We start from the raw sequence: 17,824 nt of genomic DNA, 5'->3' as shown, positions 1-17,824 counted from the left end.
GGTTCTTTTGAGTAAAAGAATCAAAATTGTAAGCGTTATCTTGTTGGCTGTAAGTTTGGCGACAAGCTTGCTTACCGGATGCACTTCCGAGACGAACACCTCAAGCCCGAGTCCAAATGCAGGAGAAACGCCGGGAGCAAACTCCAATCCGATCGAAATCTCCTGGGGCATTCATTTTGCCGCAGATGGAGTTGTCAATGACTCGGAGGTCCAGAAGTGGCTGGAGCAGAAGTTTAATGTAAAGATCAAACCCGTGAAGGTAACGGACGCCAGTATCGCTTCCGGGGAAATACCGGACATATTCATGCTCGGTGATCCTTCCAATGTAATCGCTTACCAGAATCAGGGCGTGTTAATGAGCATTGATCAGAACATGTTGAAGGAGAAAATGCCTGAATATTACGCGGATATTGAGAAAAAGAAAGAGCTTTTTCAGACCGTTACCGTCAATAACGAGCTGTGGGCTATCCCGATGTTTATCGATTTGAAGCCTTACGATCTGGGGATGTTGTGGCGTAAGGACTGGCTGGATCAGGTCGGCATTCAGAAAGTCCCGGAGACGTTGGATGAATTCGAGGAAGCCGTTTATGCCTTTGCACAAAAGGATCCGGACGGTAACGGTGTGAAGGATACGTACGGGTTGACAGGAACGGCTACGTCCACGTGGTCATCCGGATTCTATTCCATCTTCGGGGCATTCGGTGTGGAGCCGACCATGTGGATGGAGAGGGATGGTCAGATTGTAAACGGATCGATCATGCCTGAGACCAAGGAAGCCTTGGCGAAGCTGCGCAAATGGTATGCGGATGGTGTCATCGATCCGGAATTTATTACAGATACACAGGATTCATATCGTAAGAAACTGTATAACAACCGGATCGGCGTCATTGAAGAGCAGATCAGCAAAGGCGCTCTGCCGGAATCGGCAACAGTCAAGGAAATGCTGGCACTAAATCCGGATGCCAAGATGGCATTTTCCAAAAATCCGAAGGGACCTGGCGGTGACGGCTCATGGGATTGGGGAATCAAGAGCAATTTCCTGGTTATCGGCAGCAAAGTAAAGGATCAGCCTGAGAAGCTTGAGAAGCTGTTCGAAATTCTACGGGCACAGAGCAGTGATGAAGAGACCATCAATATGACCAGCCTTGGGGTAAAGGGGGAGCAATGGGATTTTGCTGAGAACGGTGCTACCTCGGGGGCGACTACATTCCTGCCTGGATTCGATAAGCAGGAGCAGCGGGATCAACTGGGAATCCGTCTGTTCTCTTTTGGTAACATTACCACCCAGGCTTATCGGGACAAATATTCCGATCCGAAGCTGAATGAGGCGGTCAAAACGTATTCATCTGCTCCAAGATGGACCGATGCGCTGTTATTCTCTGTGCTGCCTTCGGACGGAAAATACAAACAGGAATTGACGTCACTCATGCAAAAATATTTTGCACAAATCATCAGCGGCGAAATTCCTCTGACTGATTTTGATACATTCGTAACGGAATGGAAGGCAAAAGGCGGCGATGAATTAACGAAGGAAGCCAATGAAATGTACCATGCTCAATTCAAAAAATAACCCTGACTTGGCCCAGCCACCCGTGAGGGCTTAATCATCCCTTGCGGGAGGGCTGGCGGTTCGGTTTACAAGGAAGTGCGCCATGAAAACGATAAAAAAACACGGAGAGCTGCTTTTATTATTTCTGTTCGCCTTCGCATTCTTCGTCGTATTTAAATACGGCCCTTTATATGGAGTGGTCATTGCCTTCAAGGATTTCCGGGTCGTCGACGGGATATGGGGAAGTCCGTGGGTCGGATTCCGCCATTTTCAGGAATTATTTCAGAATGGGGATTTTTATCGATTACTTAAAAATACCCTGCTCCTGAATTTATATCAGATGATCTTTGCTTTTCCCGCACCAATCATACTGGCGATTTTGCTTAACGAGGTGAGGTCAAGGTATTTCCAGCGGTTTATCCAGACGACCATGTACTTGCCTCATTTTGTATCGTGGGTCGTCATGTCCGGGCTGATTATTTATTTTCTCTCTCCAACGTCCGGCGTTGTAGGGGAAATTGTGAAATGGTTTGGAGGGGAACCTGTCTTTTATATGGGAAAGAAGGAATATTTCCGTCCGATTGTAGTCATCTCTTCGATTCTTAAGGATATCGGGTGGGGCTCGATTATCTACTTTGCTGCTTTGGCGGCGATCAACCCGGAGCTGCATGAATCGGCCGTCATTGACGGAGCCAATCGGTGGCAGCGAATCATTCGAATTAATATCCCCTCCATTATGCCCACGGTCGCTATTATGTTCATTCTGAGTCTTGGTGGTTTCCTAAGCGCAAACTTCGAACAAATCATCAATCTGTTAAACCCGGTCAATTACGAAACGGGTGACGTCATCGATACTTATGTCTACCGGGTAGGTCTGCAGCAGTTTCAGTACAGCTACACGGCGGCCATTGGCTTGTTTAAATCGCTGGTAGGGCTCCTGCTGATTCTGGGGGCTAATCTGACCGTGCGAAAATTGAGCCGCGGCGAGAGCGGTCTATGGTAAAGGCAGGAGGAAGACAGTCATGAAAATAAAAAGATGGCAAGAGCTTATTGCACCCGCCATGATTTATCTTATTTTGTCCATCCTGGCACTCATCGTTGTGTACCCGTTCATTCATGTCCTGTCCGTCTCCTTCAGCGGTAGGGGAGAAGCACTTCGAAGCGGATTTCATTTTTATCCTCGGGATTTCGAGTGGGAAGCATACCGCGGGCTGCTGGACTATCCTTTAATCTGGTCAGGATATGCGAATACGCTGTTTCGGATGGTCGTAGGCACGACCTTAACACTTCTCGTTACCGTCTGCGCCGCTTATCCGCTCTCCCGTCCCGATCTGCCCATGAAGCGGCTGCTGATCATGCTGCTGTTGTTCACGATGATCTTCGATGGCGGAATTGTCCCGCAATATCTATTAATCAAAGAACTGCATCTGCTTAACACGCACTGGGTCTATGTGCTGCCATCCGCTGCCAATGCTTTTCATGTGCTTGTGATGATCTCGTTTTTCCGCTCCGTTCCGGATGCGCTGATCGAAGCAGCTCGTATCGACGGGGCAAGGGACTTGCGAATTCTGTTCCGTATTCTGCTCCCGCTGTCCATTCCGTCTCTTGTGACGATCGGGCTCTGGAATCTGGTTTACCACATTAATGCGTTTATGGATAACCTGCTTTACGTCACCGATTCATCCAAATTCGTGCTGCAGCAGGTTGTCCGCCAGATCCTCATCGAGAGCAAGCTGGACCCGTTTACTACGGCGACGCTTGCAACCCCGCCTGCTCCGGAGAGCTTGAAAATGGCGGCTGTCATTGTCAGCTCTTTGCCGGTGATCGTCATGTATCCTTTCCTGCTTCGATATTTCGAAAAAGGAACCATGATTGGGTCTGTAAAAGGCTAGTGATCATGTGCGTTTTATCTGATTGATCATAAAAGGGAGGTATTTCCAAAGATGATGAGGAGACGGATCATTATTGCATTAATCCTGGTCTTGTTGGTGGGCTGTCTGCCGGTTACGGGAGCAAATGCGGAAGATATGGTGAACCCTGGTGCTGTCCTTTATATTTCAAATGATGGTGATGATTCGAATCCGGGAACGGAAGCCGCTCCATTCCGTACACTTGAAAAGGCCAGGGATGCAATCCGGCAATTGAAGACGGGTTCCGGGCTGCCTGAAGGCGGTGTGACGGTCTATTTAAGGGGCGGCATCTATAATCGAAGCGAAAGTTTTCTTCTGGAGGAGCAGGACTCCGGTACGGAGAATAAGCGGATAACCTACAAGGCTTATCCAGGAGAAAGCGTGCGGTTAAACGGCGGTCTGGAACTTCAGAAAAGCTGGTTCTCTCCGGTAACAGACACGAGTGTCCTGGACCGAATCATCAGTGCGGATGCCAGAACGAAGGTTCTTCAGGTAGATCTGAAAGCTCAAGGCATCACCGATTACGGTGTAATGAGCCGGCATGGTTATTATAAAGCCAATGACGTCAGTCAGGTTCCTCCGATGGAGCTGTATGTCGAAGGTCAAGGCATGACCCTTGCCCGCTGGCCCAACAATGGAACGGTCCAGATGGGCACCATCACCGATCCCGGACCAACCCGCAGTGACCCGGATTTGCAGACACGCGGCGGGACCTTTACCTACAATTACGAAAGACCGGATCTCTGGGAAGAGGCGGATGACATCTGGTTGGATGGTATATTCGGTTACAGCTGGGAATGGTCGTACAATAAAGTGGCATCCATCGATACAAGCAACAAGACGATTACCTTGGCATACGGAGAGATGAGCGGTCTGTTTACCAACTGGTACCCGGACTTCCATTTTGCCCAGAACCTGCTTGAGGAGATCGATATGCCAGGTGAATATTATATTGACCGGAAGCAGGGCAAACTCTACTTCATGCCTACGGCTGCCTTTGAAAGGGATCATCCTGAGATCATGGTTACAATGCTTAAAACACCGATGATTAACGCGAATAATCTTTCGCATGTGACCTTTGAGGACCTGATCCTGGAGAATGGCCGGGACTCCGCAGCAGTCATTATGGGCGGTGACAGCGTCCGATTGGAGCACTGCGAAATACGGAATTTCTCCAATGGGGGCGTACTGATTAATACGCAGAGCCGCTGGTTGTATAACGACTTTGCCAAAGTGGACGGAGTGAATCATGCGGTGAGCAGCTCCCATATTCATCACATCGGCGGGACCGGGGTGATTCTGAATGGTGGAGATAAGAAGACGCTTGAGCCAGGAAACAATGTCGTGGAGAACAGCCATATTCATGATTTTGCTTATTACCATAAAGCCTATAATCCGAGCATCTTCCTGACCGGTGCGGGGAACAAGGTTTCCCACAACGAAATTCATGACGCTCCCCATCCGGGAATGCTGATCTTTGGAAATGACCATCTCGTGGAATACAACAACATTTATGACGTCTGCAAAACCTTCTCGGATCTCGGTGCCATCTATATGAATCTGGGCGAGTCGCCTCAGGAACGGGGATCGGTAATCCGCAGGAATTATTTCCACAATATCGGGGAAGGCAAAGCAGGGGTTCAAGGGGTATATCCGGATAACTTTACTATGGGCATTACCATTGAAGAGAACATATTTAACGGCATGGGTAACGATGCCATTCTCAATAACGGCGGTGCTCATATCAAGACCCGGAACAATATTTTTATTGATGCAAAGGTACCGTATGAATATTCGGACATGTATCTAGGCGATCAACCGGATCAGCAAATCTCCAAAAATTATATGCCTAAATGGAAGGCGTTGTTTGAAAAGAACAACCATTTCGAAGGCACGCCGCATATGGAGAAATACCCGGAACTGGCGGATTTCTTCACGGAGAACCGGTATTATCCGGATACGAACACGTTTCAGAACAATGTGATCTATAACCCGACGAGGAAATTAAGCGGCACGAATAATCAGGGAGCAAGTGACAAGCGCAATCTGCTCCAGTATGCAAACAACTGGATTACGGATCATGATCCCGGCTTCGTTAATCTGGCGAACGGGGATTTGAATTTGAAGGCGGATGCGGAAGTGTTCCAAAAGATCCCTGGCTTCCCGGCCATCCCTTTCAGCGAGATGGGAGTCCAGGGAAAAGTCGGTCCATATCTGGCTCCGGATCACATTGCTGTGGATCGGATCCAATTGTATGACGAAAGCGTAACCATCGGCATCGGGAAGTCATACGCTCTGTATTCCGCAGTCATTCCCTGGAACGCAACGAACCCCGCTATTCAGTACACGTCGAGCGACCCTTCGATTGTTAAGGTGGATCAAGGCGGCAAGCTGAAGGGTGTTAGCATAGGGAATGCCACGATTACAGCCGTTTCTGCTGACAACCCGACCTTAAAGGATGAGGTTCAGGTTACTGTTGAAGTTGGGGATGGCATTATCGATTATACCGATTTCGAAAACGGCAGGAACAGCTGGCCGACGGACCCGAATCGAAGCATTGTCGAGGTGGAAGGCGGCAACCATATGTATAAGCTCGTTAAAGGAGCAACGACGCTAAACGAGAATGAATTCAACCATTACGAGCTGACTTTTAAGATGAAGACGCCGAAAGTCATCGCAGATGATGCCACATTCTATGTGTTTGACCGGCTGAACTCTGGCGGAAGCGGCGGTAGGATTGGTTACCGGAAGTATGCAAACGGAACATCTGCCTGGCTTTTGTACAATGCGGCCTGGGCTGCAGTGAAGCAGAATACGCTGGCTGCACCTGATCTGCAGCCGGATACGGTCTATAACATGAAAGTTATCGTTAAGGGTCCGGAGATTAGTGTTTACGTGGATAACAAATTGAAGCTAAAGGCAAGTGATTCGACATTCAATGCGTCCGGCCAGGTTGGATTTTATGCCGGCGGCTTCAGTGAGCTCCTGTTTGATGACATCAAATTTACCGTTCCAAGCAGGGAAGTATCCGGTTTGCTGCTGGGTGAGAGCCATGTCAACATGGTCAAGGGGGAACAAAAGCAGCTGCAAGTTCAATTTGATCCGCTTGATGCCGAGAATAAGGAGGTCCTCTTTCATACCTCCCAACCGGGAATTGCGGCTGTGGATGAACATGGATTGGTAACCGCTTTGGCGGAAGGCGAGGCAGATATCACCGTAACATCAGTCGCCAACCCGGAAGCATCAGCATCCGTGCGCATTCAGGTATCTGATGTGATGCACTTTACGGATTTCGATTCGGGAGCGAACGGATGGCCGGTGGACCCGAACCGCAGTATCGTAACTGTGGATGGCAACAAAAAGTATAAAATTCTCAAAGGTGCCTCGGCTCTTCATCCGAAGACATATACCGACTATGACCTTACCTTCACGCTGAAGACGCCGGCGGTCATGCCGGATACGGGAACACTATATGTATATGATCGTTCCGTCTCCAGCACATCCGGGAAAATTGCGTACAAGAAGCTGGCGGATGGCACTTCACAATGGATTCTTTATAATGGAGCATGGACAGCTCTGAAAACGACGAATCTGCCTGATGAGGACCTGCAGCCTAATACCGAGTACACCATCCGCATCCGGGTCGAAGGTGCCGACATCCGCGTGTACGTAAACGGGGAACTTAGGCTTGAAGGTTCGGATACCAAGCACAATCCATCTGGAACGGTAGGTTTCTATGTTGGCGGGTTCAGCGAAATGTGGTTCGATGACATCCAATTTTCCCTGATCGATATGGATCGAACTGCTCCTGAGACCACGGCCGTGATGAGTCCGGCAGAACCGGACGGCATGAATGGATGGTATACACAGCCTGTAACCCTTGCCTTGCACTCTTCTGAAGGCTCTTCTGAATCCGCATCGACAGAATATAGTCTGGATGGAGGGGATACCTGGCTGGACTATCAGGACTCCCTGACCTTCAGTCAGGATGGTCGTTATTCCATTCTATACCGTTCACTGGATTCATCCGGAAACGCGGAGGAAGCGAAATCGCTGGAGTTTAATCTGGATGCCTCGGCACCCATGATTTCGGTGGCAGAGCCGCTAGCTAGAGATTATACAAGCGCAGAGTCCCTGAATCTGTCATGGACAGCTGTCGATGAGGTGTCCGGGGTTAATGAATTGAAGAGTACAGCAAGGCTCGATGATCATCAGATCGAGCAGGGAGCGGCGGTGCTTCTCTATACGCTGCCCCTGGGAGCTCACACCTTCACAGTAACCGCCACAGACGAAGCGGGAAATGAACAGGAAGCGGTTGTGACGTTCTCCACTTATGCAGATGTCAGCTCACTGAAAGCGCTGGTAACCCTCTTTCGGGAGAAGTCCTGGATTGATAATGGCGGGATCGCTAACAGCCTGCTCAAGAAGCTGGATAATGGGAATACGGAAGCGTTCCTCCATGAGGTTCAAGCCCAGAGCGGCAAACATATTACGGAGGAAGCAGCAGTCTACCTGCTTCGGGACGGGCAGGCTGTAACAACAGAATAGACCACAGAAAAGAAGCCTTTCCGATCATATTCGGAAAGGCTTCTTTCTTAGAGCTAACGTTGAAATTGCAGCTCGGGATAGATCCAGGCATAAGCATGATAAAGGCCGCTGTTGATATTAATATTGCCTGTGATCGGACGGTAAGGGGCGACAAAACGTTCAAAGTCCGGATTCTTGTAGATGTTCGCCATCGCCTCAACCAGATCAAGGGGCCATGTGCTGCCAGATAGCTGTGCCGGGAAGATCGGATTATCGTCATATGGCCATTCCTTTAGATGCCCGTTGACATAATAGAAGAATTGTTCGACGGCATACTGGAGGCTTTTGCCGCCCGGTGAGACCCAGCGGAACAAATCCTCTCCCGTCGTGTCCAGGACGAGCTTGGCGGCGGCCGTTACCGGAGCGAGAGCGAAATAATGATACCACAGGGAATGCTTGCCTCTGGACGCTTCTTCCGGAATGAATCCTTCGATGGAGAGGGAGTGGTCGAGATGTTCTTTGAGAGCGGTCACCTCTTCTGCCAAATGAAGCTTATCCTCCATAAAACGATACAGCGCTAGCTGGGCATACAGACTCCAGCTCCACCAGTTGTTGCGGAGAGGGATTTGATCCCACTCCGGCAGACACACCCGGGTCATCCATTGGGTGAACATATCCCGTTCCTCTTTGCCCCACTCCACGTATTCTTTGATTTCATTCGCGGCCAGAATGAGTCCAACGCCCAAATAGGCAGATACCAACGGTCCATCCGCACCTGTAATCTCCCGATTGACCACTGCCCACCCCATGATGATTTCCTTCGCTTTGCTTGCATAAGCAGCTGTTCCTGACAGCCGGTAGGCCAGTGCAGTCGTATAGGCCGTCTGGGCGTCCTTTTCCATTCGCCGCTTCGCGAGCGTGTGCCCCTCAGTATCCTGGTAAAATCCGGGAATCCCCCAAGTGGCAATCGCATGGCTGTTCGCAGATAGACTCTCGTTTGCTTGATCAAGAAGAACTTCAAGTGCAGTCGGATGATTCATATGCATGCAGCCCACCTCTTTTGAAATGGAATGATTCATTAATATCCTTGTCGCAGTAACAGATACGGAAAAGTAAACTTACTTGGGCTCCACATCATCCAAGGTCAGACGATATTGAAGATGCCTCATATATGAACCGGCTGCGTTCCTAAATACCATACCAAACCGGATGTTCTCCCCGGATCCTTGCACGATGGCGATCAGACGATTAATACCGGCACGCAGCTCGATATGTCTCTCTGGATCGGGAACGTGACTCCCGTTTAGATAAATCTCATATTCGGATTTCGTGTTGACTTGAAGCTTACCTCGAAGGATACCATCGACTGGATTGCATGAAGGGTCCAATACATGAACGAAACAGCTCAGGAACCAGCGCTCATCCCCAGGATCCTGGATAAGAAAGGCACCGTCTGAAGAGCTTCGCTCTTTCTTGAGCATCCAGCCGTAGAGCCCCTCGCCCAGATTGTTCAGCGAGAATTCCGGATCCGTATAATAGGCCTTCATTTCCTCGTAATTGATCCACGGCTTGCAAGGCAGTGCCATGGCCTTTTCAACAGACCAGTGCGCGTCTGTTTTGGAGCTGTGAAGAAGACCGTCGTCTATGGCGGCCCCCAGATTGGCCAAAAGTCGGCTATATAAGCGTATGGATTTGGCGGAATCCGGTTCAAGGAGCAGTTGAGATAAAATGATACATCCTTGTTCCTGTTCCACTTGCAGTACGAAACTCCCGGCAGGATACTGATGATCCCGGTTTAACTCCACCAATGCCAGCCTGCTGTATTCCGACGTATGCCCATGCACAAAATAATCCTTCCACGCTGTCCCTTCTACGCTTGCGCATAGTACCGCTGCATCGGTCGTATCCAGACTGTAAGAGGCCAAGGGACGATTAACAACTTCTCTGGGCGAGAGAAAAACCTTGTCGAAACCGAACAGGTCAACCGGACTTAATCCTTGGACCACAGGCCTATCGTAATTCGCCTGCAAGTGGTACGTTTCATGCTTCAGGATCGAGACAGGGCGCTTCAATAGAGCAGACAGGGCGGCTTCATGACCTGGAGCAGCGGGAAGGATGACGAGTTGACCGCCATGCCGAACATATTCATTTAACCGGGCTACGGAATCCGTACCCAACAGGAGGTTTGGCTCCACAACAAGCAGTTGATATGTTGCAAGAAGGCTGCTCGTGATATTCTTGAGCACGTCGAAGGAAAGGCCAAGGGACCGCAGGAAATGCTCTGCTGTTCCTCCCGAATCAACCCATGCACCCGTTCGAATCGATATCGTTTCGACGTTTCCTGCATAAGCGAGCATGTTGCGCAGCAAGCAGCAGGCCGCAGGAACGCTGTCGAAATGCTCCATGAGCTGCAATTGATTAGCGATGAAGAGGCCGCTGCCGTTCCGGTATTCCAGAAGAGGTGACCACAGATCCCCGCCATCTCCAAAATCCCCTGCGCTGCATTCCAAGATCATATTGAAGTTGCCCTTGATCGGTTTCTCGAAAGCGGCGTGGATGATAGGAGGGGGACCATCCTCGCGTATCCTTTCGTCCCAATACATCAAATCATCATCGTCCAAGCCTTGAAGGATGGGATGGGTATAGCTGCCCGCGTGGGCGCGGATGAAATCCTGCCGCGAAATTGTCAAATGACCCAGAGACAGATGGAGCTGCTCCAACAGCAGAAGACGCCCGCCCCTTCGTACATAATTTTGGAGCGCCATCTCCAGTTGACCGTCCTCATCCTCCAGCCCGCTGCCTGCAACGACGAGGTGGTTGGGTGAAAGCTCGCCAAGCTGTTCAAGCCGGATTCGTCTGCATTCCGGGACAAGGACGTTTATTCGATCGAAGTCTTCGTCCCGACCTATGAAGGCCACAGGTCGATCTATAGAGACAGGGGTTGTTTTATAATGTGAGGGATACAGTTTGTACTGCAAATCCAGCTCATGAACGAGCTTGTCATCGTGAAACATTACGGCATGAACGTGTATATCGGTTACATCCTTAACAGGCTCAGGCTTCCAGGATACGGTTATGATTTCATGATTTGCCGGTTCTTGGTTGAACAGGAAGAGCTCCTGGTGAAGGAGTCTGTCCTCCTGGCGTACTTCGAATTCAATCCGAGTCTTACTTGAATGGAACGTATCGTTATAAACATCGAAGCTTCTGGAAATCGGCTCATCATCGAAAAAGGAACGATTGTATTCTGCCGGTATCATGGTAGCGGGCTTGAAAGAGGCTTCCATGATCGGGAAGGACGGGTTCTTCATATAAAGCGGATATTCCTTCGGAAGAAGACCGTTATTCAGCGTTAGCGCGTATTTCGGAATGACTTTTGGTTTCGGCCCCGGCGTATCTGGAACGGATGGAGGAAGCACAATATCGCGTTCCGGCATGGCCCGCATGAAATAATGGGCGAAGTTGAAGGTGGAGATTCCCGAAACGCCTTGCCGCCTCGCATACTCCACGAACAGCCGCTCCTTCTCGGCAAGACCTCGGATACATTCATCCGTGTTTCGATACGCAGCCAAGCCTACGTACATGCTGCTGTTCTGGGGGCAGACATACCACCAGCCGCCATGCTCGCCGAACACGAGAGGCTTCTTCCGATCCCACGCGTCGATGGTGCCGTCTATGTTATAGTGCCTGCTCTCCACCTCCGTGAGTTCTTGGGGGAGGAGACGGTTATCGCCTTCTGCAATGATCGGGCGGGTAGGATCTAACTCGCGAATGAGGTTCATCATGGAAGGCATATGCTGCTTGAATATATCGCGGCCGTCCACCCAGCGCATCTCGTTCTGCAAGCTCCACAGGATAATGGATGGATGATTGCGGTCCCGCTCTACCAGTCTGCGGACATGGGCTGTGCAGTTCGCGATATAAGCGGGATGATCCGCAGGCATCGATTTGCTCGAACCGTAGATGGCTGTTTCATCCACAATCAGCATGCCCATCTCATCGGCGATATCCAGATAATAGGTCGGATGAGGCGCGGCATGCAGACGAACACAGTTCACTCCGGCCTCCTTGCACATGCCATACCAGGTGCGTACGTACTCCTGTGTTTGTTGAATGGCACCCTGGAAATGCCAGGAGTCACCGCGCAAGTTTATGGGCGTACCGTTAAGGATAAACTGCGAACCCTCGGTCCAGATCTCACGGAAGCCGAATGGCTGTTCCACCCGGTCGATAACCCGCTCACCGTCCAGAAGCAAAAGCTCCAAGCTGTACAAGAAAGGCTGCTCCGGATTCCAGTACTTGGCGTCCTCCCAATCCAGTCGGAACGTGAGCCGGCTTGAATCCCCTTGGCCGCTCACGGCTAACACATCAGCTTCAGCCTGAAGAATGGGGGAGGACGCCGAATCACCGTTTTCGCTCACATGAAGAATAGCCTTGTGGGATGTCTTCAAGGAGGAAGCCAAGGGATGGATTACCGCAGCATCTACGTCCAGCCGATTCTCCCGTACCGACGTTCGGATTGTTACATCCGCAAGCGAAATCTCGGGCCGACTTTCCAGATATACGTCCTGCCATATCCCTCTGGCAATCGAACCGAACCACGAGCCTGCAAGGCCCGTGATTTTTTGTTGACCAGAAGGAATCTCGACCTTGTCAAAGCTGCCGCAGACTACATGAAGTTTGTGCTCCGTATCCTTTCTGACCAGTTCGGTAATCTCCACGAGAAGAGGCAGGTAACCATCCTCCCACATGGCTACGAGATGATGATCGAGATACACGGCAGCCTTTTGCATGATCCCGTCCATACGGAGGAAGATGCGTGTCCCTGGTTCTTTCATGGATAGAGGCACCCGGAATGACCGGTGAAGAACTCCCGCTTCGGCTTGCGCCCACTCCTTCGGATATTGAAATACATCATATGGCGCATATTCGTACTCAGGAATGATCCCGAAGTTCTTTCCCGGAGGCCTTTCGTAGGAGCTTCTCCAGCTGGAGGGTACTTGAACCTTCTGCTCTTCGTAAACCAGCTCTGCAGGAAGGCCGAAGCCAGTGTCCCGCTTGTACAAGGGCATAAAATTCCATTCACCGTTTAAGCAGTATTCAGTTCGCATGATAAGAATGCTCCTTTCGTTTGACATTCGTTATGCCCGGATCACGAGCGGAATTTCCAGCCAGATCCGGGAGCTCCCATCGGACAAATCCCAGGGTATAAAGTGGGGCTCCATCGTTCCCGCCCAGTCGGATGGCGTATGGGATGTGGAGAGCTTCCCTGAATAGGACGGCTTCTCGATGGTTGCCGGATCTTCCGAGTAGAAGAACATCAGATTTTCATGCAGGGCAATTATCCCGTACTTATCGCCATCCCCCGGCTTCTCCTCCTGATACTGGTAATGGTAAAAAACATAACTGGCGACTTGATCCGGCTTGAGATGGGCGATTCTGGCATAAGGCCGGGCCGAAGCGTTTTGTCTTGACCATTGCTGCTCGCTGACTGGCTTGTGATAGTGGAAAATATCGATCATCGGTACCCACCTTCTAGCACTGCTCGTTCCGGGCCAGATTTCCAAAGCGTGTTCGCAGTGAGCGAAGAGTTCATGAGGGTCAACCGACTGGGCTGGACTTTCATAATAAAGAAACAGCTGTGTTCCGAAATGGAACAGACTAAGTTGACGGGCGCCGAGTTCCTTCATCCGGGTTTGAAGTACGGGTAAAGCTTCGCTGAACAATTGTTTAAGATTCGAATTCTCGCGGCACTGTGAACGGAAATGATAGCGGTACATAAGCCACCTCAGTTTCATGTCGGTTATCCCCATGTTACTGTAATTGGCTTCATAATTCCTTGACGATAATGACCTTCTTTAGCATAATAGCGACATGAATAGAAAAAGCCATTATCTGGACCTGGGGCTTGAACCGGATTTTATTTTTCGCATCGAGAAGTGCCCTCTAACTCATGACTTTGATGTCCACCAGCATGACTATTCCGAGCTCGTTGTCATTCTTGGAGGTACCGCAACTCACATTATCGAAGGAAGGGAGTATCCGATCTCTGCCGGGCAGGTGTTCTTCATCCATGGCAATGTGTCTCACGGCTATAAAGACGTGGATCATATCGAGTACGTCAACGTCATGTTTCATCCTGACCAGATGACTCAGCTGCAGGAACTGAAGCTGATGGCTGGCTTCCAGGCATTATTTTATTTCGAGCCGTTCTACCGGAAGGAAATGAACTTCAAAGGGATGCTTACTCTGAATGATGAACAGCTGCGGCAGGTCACCGGTCTGCTTGATGTCATTCTGAGTGAGCATGATCAGCGGCCAGAAGGTTACCGAATGCTGATCCGCTCCTACTTTACGGCACTCATGGGTGTGCTCTCCCGCTATTATGTGGCGAACAACGGGTGGCCTCAGAATAAGGCGCTGCGAATCGCCGAGTCCATTACGTACTTGGAGGAACACTTTCAGGAGCCTCTCAATCTGGATATGCTCGCGGAAAGGGCTTATTTGTCCAAAAGGCAGTTTCTTCGCGAATTCGCAAGGAACTTCCAAACGACGCCCATGGACTATGTGATCCGGCGGAGGCTGGACTATTCCTGTACGTTGCTGCGTAATCCTAACCTGTCTATTTTGCAAGTGGCTCAGGAGAGCGGATTCCGGGACCAGAATTATTACGCCCGCCAGTTCAAGAAGATTTACCTGTGTACGCCCACGGAATACCGGGACAAATACACCTAAACGTTTTGATGAGAAAACAACAGAAACTGATAACAAAACAATAGGAACTCATAAGAAAACAGCAGGAACGATTACGTTCCTGCTGTTTTTGTCATGTGCGGCCCAAGCGGGTGCTGCGATATTGACCGGGTGTCATTCCCAGCTTTTTTCGGAATAAGCGAATAAAATAATTGGCATTCTCGATCCCGATCAGCACACCGATCTCGGATACGGGAAGGCTCGTATTTTCCAAAAGAGATTTAGCTTTACTCATCTGCAGCTCGTGCAGGTATTGAAGTGGACTCAGTCCCGTGTATTTCTTCAGGCAGCGGGAGAGATAGTCCACATGGAAATGAAGCGTTTCTTCCATATGCTTCGCATCAAAGGGACGGGTGATATGCTCTTCGAGATAGCTTATCGTTTGATCGCACAGTATTCTCGAACGTGGAGCATACTGCAGGCGCATAGCCGACTGCAGTTCGGTCAACAAGCCAGCGAGCTGACCCTGCAGCGGCAAGGAGGTTGCGGGCGACAAGCTTTGGTGAAGCTCCATCATTCGCTGCAGGAAGGGAAGAATGCTTGGTGTGTGGAGGCTTGTGAATTTGGGAATGTACATGACCTGCCGGTGCGGAGTGACATCCAGGTTGGAGCCTTTCGTGAAGGGAGTCGACCATGGAATTTGTCCGCTGTCCATCGTTCGGACAGGCTCAGGGTGGGCCAAGTGGAGCCAATATATTTCAGTTTCTTCCTCGCAAGGGCGATGCCCGACATGCAGACGGTTCGGCTCAAGCACAAGCAAGGAACCTGCTGTGATTTCGAATGGCATATCATCTTCGGTCATGTACAAGGTACCTTTCATCACAAACAGCATGTCATACAAGTTAAACGAACGACTCAGGTGCTGCTGCCCCGGGTTCCAGATGGAGTGACCGATCGTTACTAATTGCGGAAGTGGGGGGATGGTTAGCTCAAGACAATTCATAAGGCCAGCCCTTTCCATTACTTCTTGGTGCACCTATTGTATCATGGACTGAACTGCGAATGGTCGAAATTGTGCTATAAAAAGTCGTCTTTACACCTATTCGTTCAATGCTGGAAAGAATATATTAGGGGTATATGAACGAGAAAGGAAGCGAAATCATGCGATTCCGTCAAGTCCATCTGGATTTTCACACCTCGGAAGCCATTGTCCCCATTGGGGACCGCTTTGACAAAAGGCAGTTTCAGGACATGTTGAAGCTTGGGCATGTCGACTCGATTACGGTGTTCTCCAAGTGCCATCATGGCTGGGCGTATCATCCTTCGGAGGCTAATGAGATTCATCCGGGGTTAAGCTTCGATTTGCTTGCGGCACAGATTGAGGCAGCCCATGAAATCAACGTAAAAACACCAGTGTACCTTTCGGCCGGTTTGGATGAAAAGCTAGCCCGGCGTCATCCCGAGTGGCTGATCCGTGACAAGAATGATCGAACGAATTGGGCCGAAGGCTTCATGCAGCCAGGCTATCATCAATTTTGCATGAACTCTCCTTATCTCGATATCCTGATCGAACAGATTAGGGAAGTGTTGCTCCGATATGATGTAGACGGATTGTTTCTCGATATTGTGGGTATACGCAAATGTTACTGTCATAACTGTGTGGATACCATAAGGCATAAGGGGGATGACCCCCGCAACGAGGAAGCGATGAAGAGCCTCTGGGAGAGCACATATGCCAATTACACAGCCAGGGTGAAGGAGACGGTGGAATCGATCAAACCAGGTCTGCCCATTTTCCATAACGGTGGGCATATCAAGCGCGGTCGTCGTGACCTGGCTGCAATGAATACCCATTTGGAACTGGAGTCGCTGCCTACCGGCGGATGGGGGTATGACCATTTTCCTCTATCGGCCAGGTACGTACAAACGCTCGGATTCGAATTTCTTGGCATGACCGGCAAATTTCATACGGCGTGGGGAGAATTCGGCGGATATAAACATCCAAACGCACTTCGCTATGAAACCGCTCTCAGTCTTTCCAATGGCGCAAAATGTTCGATTGGGGATCAGCTTCAGCCTGACGGCCGCATGGATCCGGCAACCTATGAATTGATCGGTACGGCCTACCGTGAAGTCGAAAGAAAGGAAGCTTGGTGCGTGAATGCCGTGAACGTTGCGGATGTAGCGTTGTTGTCCTTGGAAGCAGCGGGCGTGCACCCTAAAGCCCAAGAAGAGGCAAGTCGGAACGATTCGGATGCAGGGGCTGTACGCATGCTGCTGGAGGGCAATATCCTATTTGATGTGATTGATACGGAACATGATTTTTCGAATTATCAGGTGCTGATTTTACCGGATTATGTGGCGGTGAATGACGAGCTGAAGGGTAAGCTGGATTTGTTTTTGCAGCAGGGAGGTAAGGTTCTTGCCACAGGCTGGTCGGGTCTGGATCAGGAGGGCACGTCCTTCGCCATTGATTTCGGAGTGAGATATGTGGGAGTGAATCCATACCGTCCGGACTTTTTTCATCCGTTGTTCAAGCCTGCGAGCCTGGGGGAAGCTTCCTTTGTCATGTATACGGAAGGCCAGAAGCTTGAACTTGCCGGCGGAACGGAGCTTGGAAGCAGGAAAGACCCGTATTTCAACCGCGATGTCTTTACCTTCTGTTCGCACCAGCACACGCCAAGCAGCGATGTCTATGGCGGACCGGGCATGGTAGAGAGCGGCAGCGGCATCTATCTGGCCTGGAACGTGTTCGAGGATTATGCGAACCAAGGAAGTCTGATCCTGAAGGAGACGATCCTGTATGCGCTGAACCGCCTCATGCCTAATAAAACGCTGAACACCGATCTACCTGCCCAGGGGGTGACCACCCTGCAGAAGCAAAAGCAAGAGAAAAGGCTGGTTCATCATCTGCTGTATGCGTCCCCTGTTCGCCGTGGCAAACAGATCGAAGTGATTGAGGATATCATCCCCCTATATGATGTTGAGGTGTCCATCCGGACTCCCCATCAAGTGAAGGATGTGTATTTGGCACCGCAAGTGCAGTCCATTCCCTTTAAGTGGGAGAAGGGTTCGGTTAGCTACACCGTTCCGAAGCTGGAATGCCATCAGATGGTGGTTATCGATTACGAGTGATATTGAGACA

10 protein-coding genes are annotated in these 17,824 nt (G+C 50.3%); 6 read left to right on the top strand and 4 right to left on the bottom strand.

Annotated elements, in window-relative coordinates; all coding sequences use genetic code 11:
• Nucleotides 1-7 precede the first annotated feature (7 nt).
• The 4 genes from RSX24_RS05755 to RSX24_RS05740 all read left to right on the top strand — a co-directional run bounded on the left by RSX24_RS05755 (nucleotide 8) and on the right by RSX24_RS05740 (nucleotide 8,007).
• The gene (locus tag RSX24_RS05755) at nucleotides 8-1,570 is read left to right on the top strand and encodes an extracellular solute-binding protein (protein WP_343259940.1); all 1,563 of its coding nucleotides are present in this window, start codon (nucleotides 8-10) and stop codon (nucleotides 1,568-1,570) included.
• Nucleotides 1,571-1,652: 82 nt separating this feature from the next.
• A complete protein-coding gene (locus tag RSX24_RS05750) occupies nucleotides 1,653-2,552 on the top strand; it encodes an ABC transporter permease (protein WP_236414948.1) in 900 nt (299 codons plus the stop codon).
• A gap of 19 nt (nucleotides 2,553-2,571) precedes the next feature.
• Entirely contained in the window at nucleotides 2,572-3,441 is an 870-nt protein-coding gene (locus tag RSX24_RS05745; RefSeq protein ID WP_183522861.1) for a carbohydrate ABC transporter permease, read from the top strand.
• A 51-nt stretch (nucleotides 3,442-3,492) separates the two neighbouring features.
• Entirely contained in the window at nucleotides 3,493-8,007 is a 4,515-nt protein-coding gene (locus RSX24_RS05740) for an Ig-like domain-containing protein (protein WP_343259939.1), read from the top strand.
• Nucleotides 8,008-8,060: 53 nt separating this feature from the next.
• Here the strand turns inward: RSX24_RS05740 and RSX24_RS05735 are convergent, their stop codons facing one another.
• From RSX24_RS05735 to RSX24_RS05725, 3 genes are all read right to left on the bottom strand, one after another.
• Nucleotides 8,061-9,026, bottom strand: coding sequence for an alginate lyase family protein (locus RSX24_RS05735; RefSeq protein ID WP_343259938.1), 966 nt, complete (start codon nucleotides 9,024-9,026; stop codon nucleotides 8,061-8,063).
• 78 nt (nucleotides 9,027-9,104) lie between these two features.
• On the bottom strand, nucleotides 9,105-13,097 hold the full coding sequence (locus RSX24_RS05730) for a glycoside hydrolase family 2 TIM barrel-domain containing protein (RefSeq protein WP_343259937.1): 3,993 nt from the start codon (nucleotides 13,095-13,097) through the stop codon (nucleotides 9,105-9,107).
• Between the two features lie 30 nt (nucleotides 13,098-13,127).
• Nucleotides 13,128-13,784, bottom strand: a complete 657-nt coding sequence (locus RSX24_RS05725; protein WP_343259936.1) for a hypothetical protein — start codon at nucleotides 13,782-13,784, stop codon at nucleotides 13,128-13,130.
• Between the two features lie 76 nt (nucleotides 13,785-13,860).
• Here RSX24_RS05725 and RSX24_RS05720 point away from each other — a divergent pair, with 76 nt between their 5' ends.
• Nucleotides 13,861-14,721, top strand: a complete 861-nt coding sequence (locus RSX24_RS05720; protein ID WP_343259935.1) for a helix-turn-helix domain-containing protein — start codon at nucleotides 13,861-13,863, stop codon at nucleotides 14,719-14,721.
• 91 nt (nucleotides 14,722-14,812) lie between these two features.
• Here the strand turns inward: RSX24_RS05720 and RSX24_RS05715 are convergent, their stop codons facing one another.
• A complete protein-coding gene (locus tag RSX24_RS05715) occupies nucleotides 14,813-15,682 on the bottom strand; it encodes a helix-turn-helix transcriptional regulator (RefSeq protein ID WP_343259934.1) in 870 nt (289 codons plus the stop codon).
• Between the two features lie 158 nt (nucleotides 15,683-15,840).
• Here RSX24_RS05715 and RSX24_RS05710 point away from each other — a divergent pair, with 158 nt between their 5' ends.
• Nucleotides 15,841-17,814 (top strand): beta-galactosidase trimerization domain-containing protein, encoded by a 1,974-nt coding sequence (locus RSX24_RS05710; RefSeq protein WP_343259933.1) that lies wholly within the window; start codon nucleotides 15,841-15,843, stop codon nucleotides 17,812-17,814.
• Nucleotides 17,815-17,824 lie beyond the last annotated feature (10 nt).

Source organism: Paenibacillus hubeiensis, assembly GCF_032334105.1.
In the GTDB taxonomy this organism is placed as follows: Bacteria; Bacillota; Bacilli; order Paenibacillales; family Paenibacillaceae; genus Paenibacillus; species Paenibacillus hubeiensis.
The sequence above is the reverse complement of the archived record's forward strand: the minus strand, read 5'-3'. Positions and strand labels throughout refer to the sequence as shown.

Excerpts from the sequence above, each read along its gene's own strand:
- RSX24_RS05750 (WP_236414948.1), top strand. The coding sequence starts at position 1,653 with ATGAAAACGATAAAAAAACACGGAGAGCTGCTTTTATTATTTCTGTTC.
- RSX24_RS05745 (WP_183522861.1), top strand. The coding sequence starts at position 2,572 with ATGAAAATAAAAAGATGGCAAGAGCTTATTGCACCCGCCATGATTTAT.
- RSX24_RS05740 (WP_343259939.1), top strand. The coding sequence starts at position 3,493 with ATGATGAGGAGACGGATCATTATTGCATTAATCCTGGTCTTGTTGGTG.
- RSX24_RS05735 (WP_343259938.1), bottom strand. The coding sequence starts at position 9,026 with ATGAATCATCCGACTGCACTTGAAGTTCTTCTTGATCAAGCAAACGAG.
- RSX24_RS05730 (WP_343259937.1), bottom strand. The coding sequence starts at position 13,097 with ATGCGAACTGAATACTGCTTAAACGGTGAATGGAATTTTATGCCCTTG.
- RSX24_RS05725 (WP_343259936.1), bottom strand. The coding sequence starts at position 13,784 with ATGAAACTGAGGTGGCTTATGTACCGCTATCATTTCCGTTCACAGTGC.
- RSX24_RS05720 (WP_343259935.1), top strand. The coding sequence starts at position 13,861 with ATGAATAGAAAAAGCCATTATCTGGACCTGGGGCTTGAACCGGATTTT.
- RSX24_RS05715 (WP_343259934.1), bottom strand. The coding sequence starts at position 15,682 with ATGAATTGTCTTGAGCTAACCATCCCCCCACTTCCGCAATTAGTAACG.
- RSX24_RS05710 (WP_343259933.1), top strand. The coding sequence starts at position 15,841 with ATGCGATTCCGTCAAGTCCATCTGGATTTTCACACCTCGGAAGCCATT.